19 protein-coding genes are annotated in these 18,904 nt (G+C 60.9%); 12 read left to right on the top strand and 7 right to left on the bottom strand.

Features of this window, described 5'->3' with window-relative positions; all coding sequences use genetic code 11:
- Positions 1-77 precede the first annotated feature (77 nt).
- The 6 genes from CPI83_RS04115 to CPI83_RS04090 all read left to right on the top strand — a co-directional run bounded on the left by CPI83_RS04115 (position 78) and on the right by CPI83_RS04090 (position 3,533).
- Positions 78-452 (top strand): PLDc N-terminal domain-containing protein, encoded by a 375-nt coding sequence (locus tag CPI83_RS04115; RefSeq protein ID WP_019745450.1) that lies wholly within the window; start codon positions 78-80, stop codon positions 450-452.
- Entirely contained in the window at positions 449-886 is a 438-nt protein-coding gene (locus CPI83_RS04110; RefSeq protein WP_097386825.1) for a DUF6325 family protein, read from the top strand. Before CPI83_RS04115 ends, CPI83_RS04110 begins: the two co-directional genes overlap by 4 nt.
- 1 nt (position 887) lies before the next feature.
- The gene (locus CPI83_RS04105) at positions 888-1,190 is read left to right on the top strand and encodes an SHOCT domain-containing protein (RefSeq protein ID WP_097386824.1); all 303 of its coding nucleotides are present in this window, start codon (positions 888-890) and stop codon (positions 1,188-1,190) included.
- Between the two features lie 64 nt (positions 1,191-1,254).
- Positions 1,255-2,232, top strand: a complete 978-nt coding sequence (locus CPI83_RS04100; protein WP_097386823.1) for a DUF1214 domain-containing protein — start codon at positions 1,255-1,257, stop codon at positions 2,230-2,232.
- Positions 2,233-2,259: 27 nt separating this feature from the next.
- Complete coding sequence (locus tag CPI83_RS04095) at positions 2,260-2,673, top strand: phage holin family protein (RefSeq protein ID WP_097386822.1); 414 nt, start codon at positions 2,260-2,262, stop codon at positions 2,671-2,673.
- Between the two features lie 38 nt (positions 2,674-2,711).
- A complete protein-coding gene (locus tag CPI83_RS04090) occupies positions 2,712-3,533 on the top strand; it encodes a tyrosine-protein phosphatase (RefSeq protein WP_047888321.1) in 822 nt (273 codons plus the stop codon).
- On the opposite strand, the gene CPI83_RS04085 is transcribed toward CPI83_RS04090, so the two are convergent.
- Positions 3,520-4,449 carry a DMT family transporter gene (locus tag CPI83_RS04085; RefSeq protein WP_097388119.1) on the bottom strand — a complete coding sequence of 310 codons (930 nt, stop codon included), beginning with the start codon at positions 4,447-4,449 and terminating at the stop codon, positions 3,520-3,522. The genes CPI83_RS04090 and CPI83_RS04085 overlap by 14 nt on opposite strands.
- An 82-nt stretch (positions 4,450-4,531) precedes the next feature.
- Between CPI83_RS04085 and CPI83_RS04080 the strand changes: the two genes are divergently transcribed.
- Complete coding sequence (locus tag CPI83_RS04080; protein ID WP_097388118.1) at positions 4,532-5,110, top strand: TetR/AcrR family transcriptional regulator; 579 nt, start codon at positions 4,532-4,534, stop codon at positions 5,108-5,110.
- A gap of 131 nt (positions 5,111-5,241) precedes the next feature.
- Here the strand turns inward: CPI83_RS04080 and CPI83_RS04075 are convergent, their stop codons facing one another.
- Positions 5,242-6,135 carry a LysR family transcriptional regulator gene (locus CPI83_RS04075; protein WP_058037608.1) on the bottom strand — a complete coding sequence of 298 codons (894 nt, stop codon included), beginning with the start codon at positions 6,133-6,135 and terminating at the stop codon, positions 5,242-5,244.
- 114 nt (positions 6,136-6,249) lie between these two features.
- Between CPI83_RS04075 and CPI83_RS04070 the strand changes: the two genes are divergently transcribed.
- Positions 6,250-7,740 carry a CoA-acylating methylmalonate-semialdehyde dehydrogenase gene (locus CPI83_RS04070; RefSeq protein WP_021331897.1) on the top strand — a complete coding sequence of 497 codons (1,491 nt, stop codon included), beginning with the start codon at positions 6,250-6,252 and terminating at the stop codon, positions 7,738-7,740.
- A 63-nt stretch (positions 7,741-7,803) separates the two neighbouring features.
- Positions 7,804-8,967, top strand: a complete 1,164-nt coding sequence (locus CPI83_RS04065) for an iron-containing alcohol dehydrogenase (RefSeq protein WP_097386821.1) — start codon at positions 7,804-7,806, stop codon at positions 8,965-8,967.
- Between the two features lie 29 nt (positions 8,968-8,996).
- Here the strand turns inward: CPI83_RS04065 and CPI83_RS04060 are convergent, their stop codons facing one another.
- Positions 8,997-10,043, bottom strand: coding sequence for a LacI family DNA-binding transcriptional regulator (locus CPI83_RS04060; protein ID WP_097386820.1), 1,047 nt, complete (start codon positions 10,041-10,043; stop codon positions 8,997-8,999).
- Between the two features lie 955 nt (positions 10,044-10,998).
- The gene (locus CPI83_RS04055; protein ID WP_097386819.1) at positions 10,999-12,540 is read right to left on the bottom strand and encodes a PucR family transcriptional regulator; all 1,542 of its coding nucleotides are present in this window, start codon (positions 12,538-12,540) and stop codon (positions 10,999-11,001) included.
- A 346-nt stretch (positions 12,541-12,886) separates the two neighbouring features.
- On the opposite strand from CPI83_RS04055, the gene CPI83_RS04050 reads away from it, so the two are divergent.
- The 3 genes from CPI83_RS04050 to CPI83_RS04040 are packed head-to-tail and all read left to right on the top strand — an operon-like array spanning position 12,887 to position 15,796.
- Positions 12,887-13,966: an ABC transporter permease gene (locus tag CPI83_RS04050; protein ID WP_019745464.1), complete on the top strand. Its 1,080-nt coding sequence runs from the start codon at positions 12,887-12,889 to the stop codon at positions 13,964-13,966.
- A 48-nt stretch (positions 13,967-14,014) separates the two neighbouring features.
- On the top strand, positions 14,015-14,983 hold the full coding sequence (locus CPI83_RS04045; protein WP_097386818.1) for a sugar ABC transporter substrate-binding protein: 969 nt from the start codon (positions 14,015-14,017) through the stop codon (positions 14,981-14,983).
- Positions 14,984-15,016: 33 nt separating this feature from the next.
- A complete protein-coding gene (locus CPI83_RS04040; protein WP_070795630.1) occupies positions 15,017-15,796 on the top strand; it encodes an ATP-binding cassette domain-containing protein in 780 nt (259 codons plus the stop codon).
- 242 nt (positions 15,797-16,038) lie between these two features.
- Here CPI83_RS04040 and CPI83_RS04035 read toward each other — a convergent pair whose 3' ends face one another.
- From CPI83_RS04035 to CPI83_RS04025, 3 genes are read right to left on the bottom strand one after another with little or no spacing between them, the layout of a single operon-like run.
- Complete coding sequence (locus CPI83_RS04035; RefSeq protein ID WP_153211537.1) at positions 16,039-16,179, bottom strand: hypothetical protein; 141 nt, start codon at positions 16,177-16,179, stop codon at positions 16,039-16,041.
- Positions 16,180-16,229: 50 nt separating this feature from the next.
- Positions 16,230-17,066, bottom strand: a complete 837-nt coding sequence (locus tag CPI83_RS04030) for a sugar phosphate isomerase/epimerase family protein (protein ID WP_070795628.1) — start codon at positions 17,064-17,066, stop codon at positions 16,230-16,232.
- Between the two features lie 31 nt (positions 17,067-17,097).
- Complete coding sequence (locus CPI83_RS04025) at positions 17,098-18,897, bottom strand: thiamine pyrophosphate-binding protein (RefSeq protein WP_070796055.1); 1,800 nt, start codon at positions 18,895-18,897, stop codon at positions 17,098-17,100.
- Between the last annotated feature and the right edge of the window lie 7 nt (positions 18,898-18,904).

Raw genomic sequence — 18,904 nt, 5'->3', positions numbered from 1 at the left:
GAGAATTGCCGGAACCAACTGAAAGCGCGAGTCGGCGGAATGCCGATGCGCAGGCCTGACACGAACGGACAAGACACATGAGTTTCTGGGAAAGCCTCGGCTGGATGCTGTGGGCGACCGTCTTCGTCGGATATCTTTTCGCGCTGTTCGCGATCGTCGCCGACCTGTTCCGCGACCACAAGCTGAGCGGCTGGTTGAAAGCTGTTTGGATATTTTTCCTGCTCTTCCTACCCATCCTCACCGCGCTCGTCTATCTCGTCGCCCGCGGCGATGGGATGACGGAACGCAGCAACAAGGCCGCACGCGAGGCCGAGAGCGCGGCCGAATCGTATATCCGCGAAGTCGCAGGAAAGAGTCCCAGCGAGGAAATCGCCACAGCTGCAGCACTCCTCGAAGCCGGATCGATCAGCGAGGAAGAGTTCGCCGCACTCAAGCTGAAGGTGCTCTCGTGAGTGCCGCGCGTTTCGGCCCCGTCGACTTCTACCTTCTCGGTCTGCCGGGGCAGAGCCTCGACCCCGCCGCGTTCTCCGCGCTCACCGACCTCACGGATACCGGCCTGGTACGACTCCTCGATCTGATCGTCATCTCCAAGTCCGAGGACGGTGAACTCACCCTCGTCGAGGTCGAGGAATTGCCGAACGGCTTCGAGATCAACGTCGAAATGCTCGGCGCGTCCGGTCTGCTCGGGCATGAAGACATCACCGAACTCGCGGAGGCGATTCCCGCCGGCGCTTCAGCGCTGCTGGTCGCGCTCGAGCTGGTCTATCAGCGCGAACTCGCCGCCCGGACCGCCGAGTCCGGCGCGGTGTTACTGGGTTACGAGCGGATACCCGCACCCGTCGTCAATGCCCTCATGGACACGATCATCCCGAAATTGGAGGTCTGACATGCCGTACATCCCGAGACGAGGACGCCCCGGACTGCTGGGCCTCGCCGCCCGCACCGCGGTCGTGACCGGTACCGCGACCGCCGTCAGCGACGGTATGGCCACCCGCCGGCAAAGGAGAGCTCAGGCCGACTACGAGCAGGCGCAGTACGAATTCGCCCAGCAGCAAGCCGTACTCCCCACACCCACACCCGCACCCCCGGTCGATCTCGTCGCCGAGTTGCAGAAACTCGGCGATCTCAAATCACAAGGCCTACTGAGCGACGCCGAGTTCCAAGCCGCGAAAGCACGACTGCTGGGCTGATTCACCCGACGGGCCATGGATTACCGCGCCCGCTTCCGTACCCCGACACCGATTGGAACCCACTATGTCCACGATCGCCGTCAACGTCCTGAACTTCAATCGGGCAGAGTCCGATCTCATGTTCGCTCGCCTGGCCGCGGGCGTCGGCCTGGGCACGTGGAACCACACTCGTGATCTCGGGTCACTCGACAACCAGCCGATCATCCGCCAGAACCGCGACACTCTGTACAGCAGCGCGATCATCGACGTGCGCGAGAACGTCACGATCACGGTGCCCGATACCGGCAAGCGCTACATCTCCGTGTGGGTGGTCAGTCAAGATCACTTCGGTCCCGTCATCCTGCGCGATCCGGGAGAGCACCTGCTCACGCGCGAATTGGTCGGAACCGACTACGCCGCACTGATCGTGCGTATCCTCGTCGATCCGAACAGCCCCGAAGACGTCGCCGAGGTGAACCGGTTGCAAGACGCCCTCACCATCGACGGCGGCGGAACGGGAGAGTTCCCGTTGCCCGACTACGACGAACAATCGCAGACCGAGACCCGCGACGCGCTCCTCGCACTCGCTCGTGGCATCACCACCTACGACCATTCATTCGGCACCGCAGCGGAAGTCGACCCGATCAGGCACCTGCTCGGTACCGCATCCGGCTGGGGTGGCCTTCCCGAGTACGAGGCCACCTACGTCAACTTCGACGAACGTCTCCCGATCGGGGAATACCGTCTCCGCCTGAACGATGTTCCCGTGGATGCGTTCTGGTCGGTCTCGCTGTACAACGCAGCCGGATACTTCGAAGAGAACGCCTTGGGCGTCAACAGCATCAACAGCCTCACAGCCACCCCCGACTCCGACGGCAGCACCACCATCCGGTTCGGCGTCAATCTCGACGGCGTCGCGAACGCACTGCCCATCATGCCGGGCTGGAACTACGTACTGCGCCTGTACCGCCCCCGCCCCGACGTGCTCGACGGAACCTGGACGGCGCCTCGTCCCGAGGCCCTCCAGCAAAGCGTTCCCCACGCACACACCACTCTCGGGTGACTAGACCTGATCACGGAGGTACAAGCCATGCGTCTGTTATTTCAGCTCGTTTCGCAATGCATACTCGGCGCGATCGCGCTGATCGTCGTGCATTTTGCGCTGCCCGGGGTCAGCCTGAGCGTCAACGGTTTCTTGGCCGCTATCGGTGTATTCACCCTCTCCCACATGATTCTCGGCCCATTCGTGCTCAGCGTGGCACTGCACTACGCGGCTCCGCTCGCGGGCGGTGTCGGCTTGGTCGCCACGCTGCTCGCGCTCTGGGTTGCGACCCTGGTCCCCGACGGCATTGCGATCAGCGGCGTCGGGTCCTGGATCCTCGCCCCGATCATCGTGTGGGTGATCACCGCGTTGGGAGGATGGATCTTCATGGCTCTCGTCATCGACAAGTGGATCAAGAGACGCAATGCCGAAAAGCTCGTGCGCAGTGTGCAGAAGGCATGAATGATCAGTTCGGAAACGGAACCCACAAGGAGTCAGCCATGCCAACTCACCCGCTCGATCGTCGCGTTCTCCTGAAGACCGCTCCGAACTTCCGGGATCTCGGTGGCATTCCCGTTGCTGATGGCACCGTCCGCGCCGGCGCGCTCTACCGTTCGGCGACGCTCGCGAAACTCGACGGCGACGACGTCGCCGCGGTCGCCGACTTGGACGTCCGGACGGTCTACGACCTGAGGACCGCTGCCGAGCGCGACGGCGCACTCGACAATCTCCCTGACTCGACGCGGACGGTCTGGCTCGACGTTCTCGCCGACAATGCCCAAAACGCCGCGGCCACCGGACTACTCATGACGGACCCGGTCGCGTACGCCGAGACCATCAGCGATGGACGTGGGATCGCACAGATGGAGGAAGCGAACCGCAACTTCGTCAGCCTGCCGTCCGCCCTCGACGCCTACCGCGCGTTCTATCTCGACCTCATCGACGAAACAAGAACCGGTGCAGCACTTTTCCACTGCACCACCGGCAAAGATCGCACCGGGTGGGCCGCGACCTCTTTCTTACTCCTCCTCGGCGCCGACGAAGCCGATGTACGCGCCGACTACCTGGAGACGAACACCGATCTGGCGCCCATGACGGAACCGATCCTCGACTTCGCCGCAAGCAAAGGCGTTGACGGAGAACTGCTCCGGCCGCTCCTCGGAGTCCGTGACAGCTACTTCGACGCCGCGCTCGACGAAATGCGCACGCGCTTCGGCACAGTCGAGGACTACGCAATCAACGGACTCAAGCTCACCGCAGAACAAATCACCACGCTCCGCGAGCGGTTCACATCGCGATCGGGCTTCGTCAGCGCGACGTGATCGGAGCTCTTGCCGGGCAGGAATCCGTGCTCTCGTCATGCTTCTTCGGTCGATTGTCCACCCGGGTGACCACGACGACGGCGACGATGCCCACCGCCAAGCCGAGAGCGGTGAACGGAGTGAAGGATTCTCCGAACATCAGTGCGCCCCAGACCGCGGTGACGGGGGCGATCAAGAACATCAAGGTGTTGACGGACGTGATGCCGATGCGGCGGAGCAACAACCAGTACAGCCCGTATCCGCCGAAGGTGGACAACACGATCAACCAGAGCAATGCGATCCAGAATGTGCTGACACTCGGCGGTACGGCAGCACCCGAGACGATCGCCAGAGTTGTGAAAACTATTGCGCTGGTTGAGCAGTGGATGGCTAAAGCCTGCAGTGGCGGCGTGGACGTGGGAGCGCGTTGCTGAACGAAGGTGGATGCAACGAGGCTGAGCATTCCCAGGAACGGAATCGCGTACGCCCACCACGGGGCCGATGTACCGGCCCCGGCGTCGGCTGCCGTGACCATCGCGACGCCGGCCAGTCCGATCGCTAAACCGATCCACTGCATCCGCGGGACTGCGACACCGAGGACCGGGCCGAGCAGCGCGGCGGCCACCAGAGGCTGAATACCGTCGATCAGTGCTGTGGTTCCGGTGTTCACGCCGAGATCGACTGCCCAGTACACGGACAACAGATAGCCGCTCTGGGAGAGTATTCCGATCACCACCTGCCTGCCGACAGCCCGCGGTGTCGGCATCGCGTTCCGGCGCCGGGCGGACAGCCAGACAATCGGGACCAGTACCGCCGCAAGCGGGAGAAAACGCCACATCAGCAGCGTGGGGACCTCGGCACTGCCGGCGCCGAGTTTGGCTCCGATGAATCCCGAACTCCAGCACGCGACGAACAGGACCGACAAGGTAGCCGTCACGGCAGATCTCGAGGTCACGATCCGAGGTATACCGATCTGTTTACTCATGGAGTCGACTATACAGATCGGTATACTCTTGTCCATGGCAGACGAATCCGTACCCGACTTGACTCCGAAAGCACGTCGCATCCTGGAGTCGGCGTCGAAGCTGTTCTACGAAAAGGGAATTCACGCCGTAGGCGTGGATACCGTCGCACTGGACGCCGGGGTCACGAAGAAGACTCTGTACGAGCGGTTCGGCTCGAAAGACGGCCTCGTCGTGGAATATCTGAAGGATCGAGATCGGCGGTGGCGAGCCTTTCGCGACAAGAAGCTCGCATCAGCCGGACACAGCCGCGCCGAGCAGTTGAGTGCGGCATTCGACGCTTCCGCCTCCTGGTCCAAGGCAAGCGGAGGCAAGGGGTGCAGCATGATCAACGCGCACGCCGAGTTCAGCGATCGGTCACACCCGGTGTTCGCTGTCATCGCCGAACAGAAGCAGGAAATGTTGGACGTCTTTCGGCGCATTCTGGCGACAGACGGGCAAGCCGACGAACGTCTCGTCGAGGCAATCATGCTGCTTCACGAAGGCGCCCTCGTCGCAGACGGGATCGGTATCGGCACCGACCCCTTCGACGTCGGCCGGGATGCGGCCCTCGAAATGCTGAAGCATTCCGGGTGATCCACCCCTCTCCACACATTCCAGAAGACCCTTCGACAGAGTCCACACCTGAAATCGAGATCATTCCTCATAGGCGCCACAAACTGACCGTCAACCATCGCCTCGCCCGACGAATACAGGAAACCCGCACATCACCGCGCACGGAGGTCGGGGTTCCTGTCGACAATCTCATGCAAGGCATCGGTTATCGCCCGCACGCGGGCCAATCTGATCAGCTCGCGCGGGACAACGAGCCAATACGACCTCCGAATTACGAACTCGTCACGCAGCACCGGCACGAGGTCATCGTCGGTCGCGCCGATGTACGTCGGCAAGGGCGCGATTCCCACACCGTGCCTGACTGCCTCGTAGTGACCAGCGATGTTATTGGTCTGGATCTGCGCTCGCCCGGTGGGCAGTATCCGGTCGAGGATACGCAGAGGTTCGACATCCAAGAACGCGTCCACATACCAGACGAGCGTGTGATGACGTAGGTCGTCCACCGACGAGATCGACTCGTGCGTCTCCAGATACCGACGCGAGGCGTAAAGCCGCAAGTTGTAGTCCGCAAGTTTGCTGACGACCACAGATCGGGGAGAGGGACGCTCCAATGTGACGGCGACGTCGAAGTCACGCCCGGTCAACACATCGTGGGTAGTCGAAGTCAGCACTTCGGTGTACAAATCCGGGTGCCGGGCACGTACAGAGCGCAGGCCCGGAACCAATACGAAGGCACCGAAGCCGTCTGGGGTCAGGATCCGGACCGTCCCGTTGAGGCTCGGCGACGCCGAGGCGGTCGTCTCACCGAGCGCAGAAAGTAGCGTCGACTCGATACTCTCCGCGTAGGGAACCAATCGCCTGCCCGCCTCGGTCAGCTGCCAGCCCGAGACGCCGCGATCGAAAAGCCTTGCTCCCATGTCTTTTTCAAGCCTAGAGATTCTCCTGGAGACCGTGGTCTGATCGACCCCCAGTCGCTTCGACGTATCCGAAATACGCCCCGTGCGTGACAGTTCCAGCAGAAAGCGCAGGTTGTCAGAAGTGAACATCGCCATTCCCGTTCTTGGCTGCAATTTTGCATTGAGTACTGCGATCTTACTTGTTGACGACGGCAATTCTGCGGCACAGACTCGAATCAACCCCAGCCTCAGGAGTGAATAGTCATGACTGTCATCGCACATTGGATCGACAACAAGATCGCCCCCGGTTCGAGTGGAAACTCCGCTCCGGTCACGAACCCTGCGACCGGCGCCGTCACTGGCAGTGTCGCGCTCGCCAGCGTGCAAGACGCACGCGCCGTTATCGACGCAGCTGCTGCTGCGTTTCCCGATTGGCGCGACAGTTCGCTCGCCAAGCGCACCGCAATCCTCTTCGCGTTCCGCGAACTGCTCAATGACCGCAAGCACGAACTCGCAGAGATAATCACCGCCGAGCACGGCAAAGTCCTCTCCGACGCACTCGGCGAGGTGTCAAGAGGCCAGGAGGTCGTCGAATTCGCTTGTGGCATCGCGCACCTGCTCAAGGGCGGTATGACCGAGAATGCCTCGACGAACGTCGACGTCACCTCGATCCGTCAACCGCTCGGCCCGGTCGCGATAATCTCGCCGTTCAATTTCCCCGCGATGGTCCCGATGTGGTTCTTCCCCATCGCGATCGCCACCGGAAACACGGTAGTACTCAAGCCGTCCGAAAAAGTTCCATCTGCTTCGCTGTGGATCGCGGCGCTCTGGGCCGAGGCAGGACTTCCAGCGGGCGTGTTCAACGTCCTGCAAGGCGACAAGACAGCTGTCGACGAACTTCTGACCAACCCTGCGATCAAGGCCGTTTCGTTTGTCGGTTCAACCCCCATCGCCCAGTACGTGTACAGCACCGGCACCAGCCACGGAAAGCGCGTTCAGGCTCTCGGAGGAGCGAAGAACCACGCGATCGTCTTGCCTGACGCAGACCTCGATCTGGCCGCCGACGCAATGGTCAACGCCGGATTCGGCTCGGCCGGCGAGCGCTGCATGGCGATCTCGGCACTGGTCGCCGTCGGCGACATCGCCGATGAACTCGTTGGCAAGATCGCCGAGCGAACCCGCACCCTGAAAACCGGTGACGGCACGAAGAACTCAGACATGGGTCCTCTGGTGACCAAGGCCCACCGCGACAAGGTCGCCTCCTACGTCGACGCCGGTGAGGCGGCCGGCGCGACGCTCGTCGTCGATGGCAGGCACGTGCAGGCGAACGGTGGTGAGGGCGGATTCTGGCTCGGCCCGACCCTGATCGACCACGTCACCACCGACATGAGCATCTACACAGACGAAATCTTCGGCCCTGTGCTCTCGGTCGTGCGAGTGAACTCCTACGACGAAGCACTCGACCTGGTGAATTCGAGTGCATTCGGGAATGGCACCGCGATCTTCACCAATGACGGTGGCGCAGCACGTCGCTTCCAGAACGAGATCGAGGTCGGCATGGTCGGGATCAACGTCCCCATTCCCGTCCCCATGGCCTACTACAGCTTTGGCGGTTGGAAGAACAGCCTGTTCGGCGACACGCACGCTCACGGTACCGAAGGAGTCCACTTCTTCACCCGTGGGAAGGTCGTCACTACCCGCTGGCTCGATCCCAGCCACGGCGGCATCAACCTCGGCTTCCCCGAAAACAACTGAGTTCTTGTCCCGTCCGAATACGACGGGCCGGGAAATACATTCACAACATTCGAAGGGATCGGCATGGTTGCCAACATTTCATTTCCCCGGTTCTTGAAACTTGGTCCTGGGTCCGTCGAGAGTCTCGGCGAAGTGCTGACGGATCTGAACATCGAGCGTCCGCTTCTTGTCACCGACGCGTTCATGGTCAGCAATGGTTCTGCCGATCGATTGCTGAAGATCGTTGCAGCAGCAGGAAAGAAGGCCGCACTCTTCTCCGAGACGGTTCCCGACCCCACTACCGATTCTCTACAGGCTGGTCTCGACGCTCTGACCGCCCACGATGCCGACTCGATCATCGGCTTCGGCGGCGGCAGCCCGATGGACACGGCAAAAGCACTTGCCGTCTTGTTCAAGCAGGACGGCGTCATGCGCGATTTCAAAGCCCCTCGGGTGTACGCGGGGCCGGCGCTTCCGATCATCGCCATCCCGACGACGGCAGGAAGTGGCTCGGAAGCAACACAATTCACGATCATCACGGATGTTGCCACCGACGAGAAGATGCTATGCCCTGGGCTTTCTTTTCTTCCGATCGCCTCGATCGTCGATTCCGACCTCACGATGTCGATGCCGCCGAGACTGACGGCCGACACAGGTGTCGACGCACTCACACACGCGATCGAGGCCTACGTCAGTAAGAAGGCAAACCCCATCTCGGACGGGCTCGCACTGTCTGCGATGAAGACAATCGGGGCGTACCTCTTGCGCGCGTACCGTGACGGCTCAGATCGAGAAGCACGTGAACAGATGATGCATGCTTCCACTCAGGCGGGTATGGCATTCTCCAATGCGAGCGTGTGCCTGGTACACGGGATGAGTCGTCCGATCGGCGCACATTTCCATGTGGCGCATGGACTTTCCAATGCAATGCTACTTCCGGCGATCACCGCGTTCTCCATACCCGGGGCGCGTGATCGATACGCCGATTGCGCCAGGCAGCTGGGCGCGGCCGATCGCGGCGATTCAGACGAGGCGGCCTCGCACAAGCTGGTCGACTTCATCGATGCTTTGTGCGTCGACGTAGAGGTACCCAGTCCGCGCACATTCGGCATCGACGAGTCCCGCTGGGAGGAGCTCATTCCACTGATGGCGGAACAGGCCTTGGCGTCGGGTTCTCCGTCGAACAACCCGGTGGTGCCCAGCGCACAGGAAATCGCCGAACTGTACCGGAAAGTCTATCGATCCTGACCACTTCGGCCCGGTCAGCATGGTCTCGTTCAGACTGTGCTGACCGGGCCTGTCGAGTTTCGGACGATCAGCTTGGTTTTGAAGATTTTCTGCCTCCGCTTGGCGCCGTCGATATTGTCGAGCAGCATGGAGGCTGCGGCGCGCCCCTTCTCCACCAGCGGTTGACGCACAGTGGTCAGATCCATGAGTTCGGCGATTGGCGCATCGTCGAATCCGACAACCGAAACAACCTCAGGTACTGAGATATTCATGCTACGAAGCACGCTCAAGGCAGCGACGGCAAAGACATCTGATGTCGTGGCTATTGCGGTCGGATTCAGTTTCTCGACCATCGAGCGAACAGCACGGACGCCGCTGTCACGATCGATACCTGAAGCCTCGTAAACCTCAATCGAGATACCGGCATCTCCCCGTGCAGTTGCAGCATCGAAGTACCCGAGGATCCGATCTCGCTGGACCCGCTCGGAAGAGTGTTCGACAACTGCCTTGGAGATCGGCCCGTCGGTGCCACCGATGTTCAAACGTTCGCAGACCACACCGATTCTTCGGTGCCCGAGATCCAAGAGATGGGCCATCTGCTTGAATCCCGCAGCGCGATCATCGATTCCGATGAACGGCAAGCCGCAGTCCGCGGGTGAATCGATCGCAACTGCCGGCGTTCCTGAGTGAATCAGGGCCGCAATGATCGGGTGGGTAGGAGTTACATTGTGCAGGACTACTCCGTCGACCAAACCTCTGACCGCGGGAGAATTGAATCCTTCTTCCCTACTGGAGACCAACGGCAACAAAGTGAGGGCAACGTCGGCGAGTTCGTTGACTTCGACTACCCCCTTCATCAACAGCATGGTCGACGGGTCTTCCAGTGCGTGCCCCAACGACTCCATCACCATGATGCCTACCGCTCCAACTCGGCCGGAGCGCAGGCTACTGCCGACGATGTTCGGCCCGGCGTAGGACAGAGACTGAGCGACTGCGTAGATGTGATCGCGCTGCGATGCAGAAACTTTCGGAGAGTTACTGAACGCGTATGAGACAGCGGCTTGGGAGACGCCTGCTGCCCGCGCCACGTCCTTCATCGTAACCACTGAAGCGACTCCCCTTGCTCCGGACGAATCATCCGCCGTAACCCTTGACGATCTCACGAATTCTATCGTGGTCTCGTTTCAACCGAGTGCTGGCTTCGGTTGACCTGTCGTCACAGTAGATGGTGTTCACACATTCGCCCACACCGGACTGCATGCGTCCAAGCTCTACGAAAGCCCCCGAAGAGCTCGACACGGTATGGCACATCGTCTTTCCGCCCCGACATCGCCGTGTCGATCTCGCCACAGAGGTTGCATCGAGCTCGCACGGCCAGCGGCACAGACGGCTTGGGCATAGGCAACGACGAACCGATATGGCGACACGTGACACAGACGTACCCCACTTCTTCCTCCATACGGTGACTAGCCATGTTCGTCGCCCCACTCCTGCCGTTGCCTCGATAGTTTCAAAGATGTTTCTGCACTGAAGGTCCCGCGAATGTACGAACGATGACGTCCGTGAGAGGTACTGTCGGCAGCGGCGATTACCCCGACCGAACACTTCGGGAGACGGTAGGCGCGACACCGTGGTTTGCGATACTTCCGCCTGTCGCGCCACATCTCAACCTCACCTTGTTTCACCACCACAGACACGAGTGAATCGTATCACCGGGTGATACGATTCACTTAACTCTCCACGAAGCGAATCAACGAAATGCTCTACCCGAAGTTGCCCTTCGTGCTCGGCCGCACGAAATGGGCACAGCTTGTCATCTTCGCACTTCTCGGAGCTTGCCAAGCCTCTTGGGTGACAGTGACACCCGACGTCAAGAATGCACTCGAGCTCACCACCAGCGGACTCGGTTTAGTCATCTTGGGACTGCCCGGTGGTTCCCTGTGCGGATTGCTGGCAACAGGCCGTCTCATTGCCGCGCGCGGAGCTCGCAGGGCGATCAGTATAGGTTTAGCCACGGCAGGAACCGCCGTCCCCCTCATCGAAGTCGGAACGCTAGTTCCTTCCGGAACGTCGCGACGAACTGATCGCCGAACCCTCCAGCAGCTCAAGACCTTTGACTGCCAACAGCAAGCGCTGCCGTGTTTCCGGGGCATCAAGGGATTTTCCGAGAATCGTGGAGATCCGCTCCAACCTGTTGTACAGAGTTCTGCGCTGCACGTAGAGTTTGTCCGCCGCTTCAGTCTTGCGCCCGTCGACGCTGAGAAACGCACGCAGTGTCGGCAGCAGCGGACTGGCCGAGTGCGCATCCTTCGTCAACAACGGACCCAATTCGTCTTCGACGAAGCTCGCCAGTTCCGGGCCCTGCGCCAGGGTCACCAAAATCCGCTCGACCCCCAGTTCGTCGAAGTGGAGGACACCACCAGAAGCTCGGGCGACGGCTGCAGCACTGCGCGCTTGAGTGAGCGCGACAGCAACCATGTCACGTGAAATAGCGCGGCTCACACCGACACCCGCTCCGACGAAACCGACAAGATCCTCGATCTCCGGCGGACGGCCACTCACTTCCGGCGCCACCGTGACGATGTAATCACCCATGTCGGCACTGATCGCATTGGGACTGCTCCTGCGCTTGGGCCGGATTCCACCAGAATCGTCACGAGTATTCTTGTTGGCCACGAACACTCGCATCAGGCCAGATCCGAGCCGATACCCCAGACGACTGGCCTGCTTCACGAACTCATCGCCGGAAATTTCTCCCAGCAGCAAGTGTGTCATCAAAGCGGTACTGCGCTGATCGTCACGCGCCTCGCGGCTACGATCGGTGAGAAGCGAGATCGCGATCGCTGCTGCTGCCCGCTCCGCCGCGAATTCAGCCGAGAACGGCGCGGTCGGCGATTGTCCCTGGAGCACGTGGATCCACCCCCACGGTTGACCACGCATGACGACGGGCCTTCGGACACAATCAGTTTCATTGTCGTGCGATACTCTGGCGTGACGATTCCACTCGTCGTCATCGAATTCGACACCGTCCACTGAAAAATAGACCGTCACCCGGTGCGCGATGTTTTCCAGAACCACCGTGCTGTCGGTGAGCGCCGCCAGAGTCTCCACTATTCCGAGATGGTCTGCGCCGTCGAGCAGCAATCCCGAGAATGTTGCTTCGACCTCACGCTCACGAGTCAGGCTCCGAAGTCGCATTTCGGTCAGAATTTCGTGCACCTGGGCGGAGACTCCGGCGAACGACACTTCGTGGGTCAACGCGATCACCGGAAGCAGCATTTGTTGGGCTTCCTGTACAACAGCTTCAGGAACTCGATCGAACATGCGACCGGATTCTTCGATCACCAGAGCTGCCGCACCCGCTCGAGAAATCGCCTTCACGTAAGCACGCTGCTCGGCTTCTGTTTCCCCTATACCGAGGCCCGCCGTCAGCAACAATTCGCCGCCGCTGAGAAATCGTGCGATATCGGGGATCTCGGACGAGTGAACCCATCGTACTTCGCGTTGATCCAGATCCGTTCCGTTGGTGAGTACGTGAGGACCGGCCGCGCGGATCAGTGAGAGTTCCAGAGCGTCCGCAACCGTGAAAGACATGTCAAAGACACTACACAAAACGTGTCGCTCAGCCGAGACATCTTTCCCGCCTTGCGTCTAGCTGTGAATGCAGTCACAGGACAGTATTTCTACAACCCCAGGGCTTCACCGGGGGGCGCCAAACAGAGTTGAGACACATGGCGAACCCGCTTCCTACCTGTCCGAAGATTTGTTTCAGCGCCCATATAGACCCGGCCCACCGTCCGAGTAATCGCTACCGGTTCACGAACCGAACGCGAACTGCATGGCACCGATCCAAATCTCGACACGCACAACGCCGTGCCGCCGGGTGACCTGATTTCGCTCTTTCGACCGAACACCGACACACCCTTTCGAGGAGTCCTCAATGCCCCTGACCGAAGACCAGCAGAAACGGCCGCCAAGCGCGCGAATCTCTGTCGATGACGTCGGCCGTTCCACTCGTTCCGCGGCACCCCAGCCGCCCCACGCATCCTCGCAGGAATGGCTACCTGCTCTGCTTAAACGCATTCTGCCAAGCACACCGTCGCAGGTCGTTCAGCGGGTGATGCTGACTGTACTGGCCGCATCGGTGGTGATTCTGTGCATCGCCAACCCGATCTTTCGGCAGTCGGACAACCTGCTGAACGTGCTGCAACAGGCGGCGATGGTCGGAATCATTGCCGGCGGTATGCAGCTGATGATTATCTCAGGTGGCTTCGATCTCTCGGTCGGAATCGTGGCAGCGGCAGCCGGATGCGCGGCAGCGTACGTCAGTCTCCAGCACGGTATAGCCATCGGAATTCTCGTCGGATTGGTCGCCGGTCTACTCGCCGGCTTCGTGAACGGCATCCTCGTAGCCAAGATCGGCATCAACCCATTTGTGGCCACGTTCGGTACACAAGCCGTCGTCACCGGACTGCTGTACGCCGCAACCGGCGCCACCCCGATCGCTCCTCTTCCTTCCGGATGGACCGATCTTGGCTTGAGGAACATCGCTGGAATCTCCTTTGCCAGTCTCACATTCGTCGTGGTCATCCTGATTCTGTTGTTCGTCTTACGATGCACGCTCTTCGGCCAGCACATCTACGCCGTCGGGAGCAACAAGGAAGGCTCGCGTCGTGCCGGAATCCATGTCGATCGGGTTCTGATTGCCGTCTATGCCATCGGCGGACTGTGCGCTGCCATCGCAGGAATTCTTCTCGTCTCGATCTCGGGAATCGGGAGTCCGGCAACAGGTACACAGTGGGCACTCCTCGCCATCGCCGCCGTCATCATCGGCGGCACACCACTCACTGGCGGAGTCGGCGGCATCAGCTCCGCGGTGATCGGCATCCTGTCGCTCACCGTCCTCACAAACGCACTGAACCTGTACAGCGTTTCCGCTTACTGGCAGCCGGCGCTGACGGGTACGGCCGTTCTGCTCGCAGTCGGCTTCGAAGCGTTCCGCAGCGCCCGCAAACGCTGATACGTCCGATTCCAGTCGCAGCCAACCACATTCCAGGAGTGACAACATATGACCGCAAGAAGAACGTCCCGAACAATCAAAACCGCATTTGCCCTTTGCCTGGCCGCGTTCGTCGCCGTCGCACTCACGGCCTGCGGAACCGCACCTTCCTCGGGTGCGAACAAGACGCTGGGCTTCGTGGTGTACGACGTCGGCGTCGACCCGTGGATGAACGTAGCCATCTCGACTGTGCAAGAAGAAGCTGAAGCTGCGGGATACAAGCTCAGTGTTGTCAACGGGCACAACGACATCGCTCAGATGAGTAGCGGAATGGACCAGCTGGTCACGCAGAAGGTCGACGCAATTCTCCTCGCCCCCAGCGACCAGGACAGCATGACTCCGTCAATCAAACGAGCCGAAGCAGCAGGAATCCCGGTCATCGCATTCTCCCTGGCGCTGTCAGAAGACGCCCCGGTCTCCTCGTTCGTCGGGACCGACGACGTTCAGGTCGGACGCGAGCAGGCGAAGATGGTCGCAGGAGCAATTGGCAATCGGGGCAACGTCGCCTTGATGACCGGCATCCTCGGCAGTGGGCCGCAGATCGGCCGGTCGGAAGGGTTCCGTGCCGAACTGCAGGAGAACTTCCCCGACGTCAAACTCGTCGAAGAGCAGCCGAACAACTGGGCGAACGACAAGACCATCAGCCTGACCCAGGACTGGCTCGCGAAGTATCCGGCAGGGCAGATCAACGCCGTCGTCGCGCAAGGACCCGAATTGGCTGCGGGCGCCCGCCTGGCCAAGTCGATGGGCCGAAGCGAAATCGTCTTCGTCGGCAACGACTATCCGGAAGAGATGCGCGAGAGCATCCTCGCGGGAGACACGTACGGAACCATCAACGGCGATCCCAAGGAGATGGCGCGAGAAGCTGTCGCCGCCATGCTGACCCTGCTGGACGGTGGCACGGTGCAACCCAAGATCTTCGTCCCGATCCCGCCCGTAACATCCGCCAATGTCGCCGACTCTCCCGCAGCGTACTGATTCGAGACGACCCCCCAGATCGGAACCACCTCAATGAGTACTATCACCAACACCACCGAGCCTCTTCTCCAGACTACGAACCTCTCCAAGTTCTACGGCGGCGTCAAAGCTTTGCAAGGCGCCTCCATCAGCGTCGGACACGGTGAGCACATCGCCATCATGGGCGACAACGGCGCAGGCAAGTCCACCTTCGTCAAGATCCTTTCCGGCGCGCAACCGTCGAGTGATGGCACCATCCGATTCGACGGTGCGGACTGTGAGTTCCAAAGCCCAATCGATGCACGCGAAGCCGGGATCGAAACCGTCTATCAGGATCTTTCACTCGCAGACGACCTCGACGTCCTGACCAACCTGTTCCTCGGGCGTGAAGAGAAGCTGATCAACCTGGGCGGCTTGAGCGTGCTCAACAGACGCAAGATGGCCAAGCGTGCAACCGAATTGCTCACGGAGATCGGAGTGAACGTGCCCGAGGTACACCGGACCGTTCGGGGTCTCTCCGGTGGCCAGCGCCAGGGTATCGCCATCGCCCGCGCATCCGGTTGGGGATCGAAGCTCATCATCATGGACGAACCCACAGCGGCATTGGGCCTGCAGGAGACCGCCCACGTCCACGACATCATCAAACGCCTCAAACAACGCGGAGTCGCGGTCATCATCGTCAGCCACAACATGCAACAGGTGCTGGAACTGACCGACCGGGTGTACGTTTTCCGGCGAGGCCAGGTCGTCGGGTGCCGAAACACCAAGGAAACCACCGCCGACGAGATCGTCTCGATGATCACCGGCGCCCGACCAGCAGAAGCCGTCGCGTAAGCAGCTGTAGCTGCAAGCAGATCGACGTACAGGCCCGTCTGAAGTCACCACGACTGTCGACGGGCCTGTTCGTGTCGCGGATCCGAGACTCACTGTCTCACCGTCGGCGTCGGACATCCGAGACCCTTTCCATCACCCACCTGGCCCCCACCGCCCCAGACGAGGCAGAACTACAGCCGCCGAGACGAAAAGTGCTCGGGCCCAACCTGATGAGGTTGGGCCCGAGCACTTTCGGTGTTCGGTTAGTTGATCTGTATTCGGCCGTCGACGGCTTCGATCCGCGGGATCGGCAGTGCGCGTACGGCAGGCGGGGCTGTCACGAACTCCTCGACGGTCGGCACTTCACCGTTCGGAATCCTCGGCTTCATCACGGACGGGTCCATGATCACGACTGTATTCATGTTTCCCGGATGCGTCTCCAAACCGAACACGGCTACTGACCGACTGCTTCGATCAATGCGCTGAGGTGGGTGTAGCTCTTCTTCGCGGCGTCGAGCGTGCCGCACTCCACCGACAAGACGACGTCGTGGTCGGCCGCGGCGAGTGTGTCGACGATGCGCTTCCAGTCGATGACGCCTTCACCGCATGCGCATCCCAGCATGCCTCGCACTTTTCCGCGTAGACGTTTCGCGTCGTCTAACGCGATGTCCTTGGCGTGCAGGTGCGTGACCTGACCGATGATGGCTTCGAGCCACTCGTGCGGATCGTTCTCACTCAGGTAGCTGTTTCCGGTATCGAGGTTGATCGTCAGGGCAGGACTGTCGACCAAATTCATGATCTTGTCGAGGCGCTCCGGAGTCGCGGTGTACGGCCCGTGGGTCTCGATTGCGATCTTGATACCCCGGGGTTCCGCGACCAGCGCTGCCTCCTTCAGGGTGTACCGCATGAGCGTGTAGTTCTCTTCCTCCGTGGTCCAAGACGGGGTGGGTCCATCGTCGACCATGATCATCGGAGAACCTGCCTCCGCGGCGTAACGGATGGCCTGGCGGAAGTACTCCACTGCCACCTCCGGCTTGGCGAGTGGCGCGTGGCTCGACAGCGACGAGATGCTGAGACCGCGATCTTCGGCCGCATTCCGTAGGATCAACGGATCGTCGAGCATGGAACGACTGTGGAAATATCCTGCTGCACTGAGCAGTTCACGACCCCAGTGCACCATCGGCTCGACGTACTTGTAGCCGATCTCAGCAGCTTGGTCCATGGCCCAATCGAAAGAGCCGTTCTCGTATCGCGCGAACTCCAGATTAAGTCCGAGTTTGATGTTGCCCATGACTTACAACTACTTTCCGGTGAGGGGTGGGTCAGAAGCCGCGCTGGTTCACGTAGTCGTCTCGAACTTCGCCGTGGTACGCCGGTACGGTGATATCCCACCAACCCATTGCATGCATCTCGGTCCAGGGCAGCTCGCGAGCACTGATCGCCTCGATGACTACGGGGCCCTCGGTCTCGAATGCGCGCTGAACAGCGGCGCCGAGCTTTGCCGGATCCTCGACACGCTCGGACTTGCATCCGAGGGACTGGGCGAACGCAGTGATATCGGCGAAGTACGGGGATCCATCCGGCAACTTCCACCCTGAGATGATTTCCCGTTCCGCGCCGAAGAGATTGATCTGAAGGTCCTTGATTGCTTCCCAGCCACCGTTGTTCAGAACGACGAAGACGACATTGACGCCGCTCATGGCGGCAGCTGCGATCTCCGTGCCGGTCTGTAGGAACGCGCCATCGCCGACGAGCGCGAGAACCGGCTTGTCCGGTGCGCCGATCGCGGCGCCGATCGCGGCAGGTACACCGAATCCGATTCCGGAGAATCCGCCGGCAACGATGTTGCTCTTCGGCTCGTAGATCGGGAATTCGTTGAACGCCTGGTTTGCCGGGTTGCTGGAATCGGTGACCAGAATTCCGTTACGCGGAAGAACCTTTCGGATCTCGACCATTGCCCGCGAGTTGGTCATCGGTAAGTAATCGGTCTCACGCATAGGGCGCAGGTGCTCGTCCCACTGCGCCTTCAAGTCCTGAAGTTCGGCGTAGTAGTCGGTTGCTCGGAAGTCGTAATCCGCTGCCGGTGCGCCGAGTTCGTCGATCAGAGACGCGAGCGAGGTCTTGGCGTCGCCGACGATCCCGACCTCGACCGGGTAGTTGCGGCCGATCTCGAATCCGTCGATGTCTATGTGAACGAGTTTCGTGTTAGGGATGTCGAATGTGACTCCCGGGCGGTAGGAGGACGTGATGCGATCGCTGAACCGGCAACCCACTGCAAGAATGACGTCGGCGGTCTTGGTGACTCCGTTACCAGGAATCGATCCCATGTCGCCGCACGGCCACGCGTACAGATCGTGGTCTGCGGGGAATGCGCCTTTGCCCTGGAAGGAGTGCGTCACGGGAGCGCCGAGACGTTCCGCCAGTGTGAGGAGTTCCGCACCGGCCTCGGCTGCGATGACGCCTCCGCCAGCGAGGATCACGGGACGCTTAGCACCCGCCAGTAGCTTGGCTGCCTCGGCAATGGCGACGGGATCACCAGTCGCCCGGGTCTGAGCTCGGCGCGAGTACAACTCTGGAACATAGTCGCCGTACTCAGCTTGCAGGTCCTGCGGGATATCCACCAGGACAGGCCCTCTGCGACCTTCGAGCATCGTGTTGAACGCCTGAGCCATCGCGGAAGGTAGCTGCTCCAGTCGACCGGGCTGCCACCAGCGCTTGACGACCGGCTCGACCATCCGTGGGAAATTGTTCCCGTGCGGCCGATCGATCTCCTGGAGGACGCCGCGGTTCTCCATATACGTGTGAACGGCGCCGGTGATCAGAATCATCGGCTGCGAGTCCGCGAACGCAGTCGCGATTCCGGTTACGGTGTTCGTCGCTCCCGGTCCGATGGAAGTACAGACGGCCGCGATCTTGCCCGATGCGCGGTAGTAGCCGTCGGCCATGTGTGCGGCGCCCTGCTCGTGGATGGCGGGAACCAACTCGATTTCGTCGGCCCGGTCGACGAACGCATCAAGTAACGCTGTATTGCCGTGTCCCGGAATAGCGAATACCTTTTCAACTCCTTCACGGATCAGTATGTCGACCACCATCTGGCCACCGGTGAGCTTTTGCACAGTCATGTTCTTC

The organism is Rhodococcus sp. H-CA8f (genome assembly GCF_002501585.1).
In the GTDB taxonomy this organism is placed as follows: Bacteria; Actinomycetota; Actinomycetes; order Mycobacteriales; family Mycobacteriaceae; genus Rhodococcus_F; species Rhodococcus_F erythropolis.
This window is presented reverse-complemented; position numbering and strand designations above follow the sequence as displayed.